General features: G+C 61.1%; 2 protein-coding genes and 1 pseudogene. 2 read left to right on the forward strand and 1 reads right to left on the reverse strand.

Going from position 1 to position 3180, the window contains the following annotated elements:
- Positions 1 to 420 (forward strand): annotated as a pseudogene (locus ACIREA_RS29310) (glycoside hydrolase); the annotation flags it as partial.
- A 14-nt stretch (positions 421 to 434) separates the two neighbouring features.
- A complete protein-coding gene (locus ACIREA_RS29315; RefSeq protein WP_397385866.1) occupies positions 435 to 2561 on the forward strand; it encodes an SUMF1/EgtB/PvdO family nonheme iron enzyme in 2127 nt (708 codons plus the stop codon).
- Between the two features lie 165 nt (positions 2562 to 2726).
- Here the strand turns inward: ACIREA_RS29315 and ACIREA_RS29320 are convergent.
- Positions 2727 to 3180 (reverse strand): helix-turn-helix domain-containing protein (locus tag ACIREA_RS29320; RefSeq protein ID WP_397385867.1); only part of this gene is annotated, 454 nt, incomplete at its 5' end.

Raw genomic sequence — 3180 nt, forward strand, 5'->3', positions numbered from 1 at the left:
AGCGAGTTTCCGGCTGTCACTTCCGTCCAGCGCCCCGTGATGATCCGTCTCCGCGAAGGTCCCATCCTGCTGTGTTCGTTCACCGATCAAGTTCTCGATTTCTACAAAGGCAACCGCAAGGGTATGACATTCAAGAGCAAGGACGGGGAGTTCACCGGCTACGGCTTGTTTGCCGCCGTGTCGTATGACGAGGGCAAGACCTGGCCGGACCGTCGGTTGATCACCCCCGGCGGCCCGGCGCGTGAGGTGAGCACCATCAACCGGGGCATGTTCACGATGAGCGACACAATGGCTGAACCCCAAGGCTACCTTGCCGTGACCCAGAGCCGCGACGGGCGCGCCCAGCTCATCACCAGCAAGAACCATTACGTCTTCAACCTCGCGTGGCTCAAACAACTGCCGTCCGCGCCGAAGCAATGAATCACAGCACAACCATGAACCCCAGCCGCCTCTTCCTCATTCCTCTCATCCTTTCCGTGTGTTCGGTGTGTTCCGTGGGCCAAACCGCCGAACCCATCACCAACTCCGTCGGCATGAAGCTCGTGCGCATTGAGCCGGGGACGTTCATGATGGGGCAGGACGGGCCGCCATTGGAAGACTACCTCGGACAGAAGCGGATCAATGAACTCTACAAGGCGAATAACCGGATCGACTTCGATGAGAAGCCCGCGCACCAAGTCACGATCACGACGCCGTTCTTCATGGGCGTTACCGAGGTCACGGTGGCGCAGTTTCGGCAGTTCGATTCCGATTTCAAAAAGAACAAGCCTAAGGCGAAGCCCGCAGATGAGGATGCGGCCAGCGGCGTGACTTGGGATAAGGCGGTGGCGTTTTGCGAGTGGCTCTCGAAGAAGGAAGGCAAGACGTATCGTCTGCCCACCGAAGCCGAGTGGGAGTATGCTTGTCGTGCGGGCACGGCGACGCTCTTCAATACCGGTGACGATTTGCCGGATGGTCATCAGAAGTGGTTCGGCGAGGATAACTTTCGCGGAGCCTATTTTCCGCCGGGACCGATGCCACGCGAGTATGATTGGAGGAATGCTGGGAAGCCTGCGGCGAGCCTGAAGCAGGGGGAAATCATCGGCCTGATCCACCCTGCTGAGGAACTCCGGGCAGGTGGCGCAGGTTCCTTGCGCGTCGCGCAGAAGAAGCCGAATGCCTGGGGCCTGCATGACATGCACGGCAACGTGGCTGAGTGGTGCCTCGATAGGTATGGGCCGTATGAGAGCGGCGCGCAGACGGACCCGCTGGGCCGTGCGGATGGCGACTGCCGCGTGTTTCGCGGCGGATTTCATTCGTCGATGATCCGTTTCCTGCGTTCGGCGAATCGTGGCTCGTGGGTGACGAACTCCGCCTGCGAGCGCATCGGCTTCCGCGTGGTGAAGGGTGAGCTTCCGAAGGGAAAGCTGGTGGCAGTGGCAGCGCCGCCGCTGAACGCGCAGAACGTGAATCAGGCCGTGCCGAACATCACGCCACAGCCAGCGGACGCGACCTTCTTTGAAGGGCGGAAACCCTTCGTGCGCATACCCGAGGGCGCGGTCGGCCCGGTGTTTATCAGCCAGAATCACAGCCCGTCCATCACCGAGTGCCCGAATGGCGATTTGCTCGCCGTTTGGTTCTCCACCATCGGCGAAACCGATCTCACCACGTCCAACGCCGGCTCGCGATTGCGCTTCGGTGCCAAGGAGTGGGAACCCGCCTCGCCGTTCTGGGATGCGCAGGACGTGAACGATCACGCGCCCAAGGTCTGGTGGGATGGCGACAAGACGATCTATCATTTCGTCGAAGCCCGTCAGCATGGCGACAATCTCGTGCGCCGATCCACCGACAACGGCGTCACCTGGAGCAAGGCCGAGGTGCTGCGGGCACACGGAGAGTCGGCGGGCAATCCCATCCGCACCAAGGACGGCGTGATCGCGATGTCGTATGACAATTCCTCGCTCGTCATCAGCCGCGACAACGGCCGGACCTGGCAATCGCGTGGTCGCGATCTCCGAGGCAACGATGACGTTCGCCCCGGCAACAGCGGCCCGTGCATCGCGGGCATCCATGCGCCCATCGTGGAACTCGCCGACGGACGTCTCATGGCCTATGGCCGTTTGTCGCCCGAAGATCGCAACCAAAAGCTCTTCGACCTCAAGATGCCCGCCAGCTACTCCAGCGATCTCGGCGAAACGTGGCATTGGGAAATCAGTGAGTTCCCCGTCGTGAGCAACGTGCAAAGGCCCGCCATGCTGCGGCTCAAGGAAGGCCCCATCGTGCTGTGCTCCTTCACCGACCAGTGGCGGACGCCCTTCAAAGAGCGCCAAGGCATGACCTTCAAATCCACCACCGGCACCTACACGGGCTACGGCCTCTACGCCACCGTCAGCTACGACGAAGGCAAAACCTGGCCCGACCGCCGCCTGCTCGCCCCCGATGGAAAAAACACCGCCGACGGCTATGGCTACCTGGCCGCCACCCAGACGCGCGATGGGCGCATCCAGCTCATCACCAGCCAGAACCACTACGCCTTTAATCTCGCATGGATCAAAGCGTTGCCGCCCGTGCCAAAGAAGTGAATCACGGCACATACATGAAACCCGGCCTCAACCCTCATCGCAGCCCTCCCGCTATCGCTGCTGGCTGCGCTGCAATCCACTGAGCATTTCATCATGAACCTCTGGCCGCTGAACTTTGTCTGGATATTGCACGCAGACCCCGCATTTCTGCGGGAGCAGGGAGCATCACTGAGAAGAAGGCGTCCACTTCGCGTTCTTCCCGAATCGGGTCCGGTATTGGCGGGGCGAGAGGCGGACGCGCTTTTGAAACTGGCGGCAGAAGGCACTCTGGTCGTAGAAGCCGTTTTCCATGGCGATGGAGCCAAGCGAGGCATCCGTGCGCTGCAATTGCTGGCAGGCGCTGTCGATCCGAAGTTGGAGCAGGTATTGAATCGGTGAGGTCTGAAACAAGGCTCTGAATCGTCGCTGAAACTGGCTGGTGGAGAGATGCACCATGGCGGCGACGCTCTCGATGGTGATGCTCTCATTGAAATGGCCGTTGAGGTAATCCACGGCGGGCTTGAGATCCTCGTAGGGGCCGATGATCGCACCCGCGCTGCGGGCATCCCTCATGACTCCGGCGATGCCGATGACTCGCCCTGTGCGGTCGTGAATGGGAGCCTTGCTGCACAGGTAGCAG

The sequence above is a fragment of the Prosthecobacter sp. genome (genome assembly GCF_044373815.1).
Classification (GTDB): Bacteria; Verrucomicrobiota; Verrucomicrobiia; order Verrucomicrobiales; family Verrucomicrobiaceae; genus Prosthecobacter.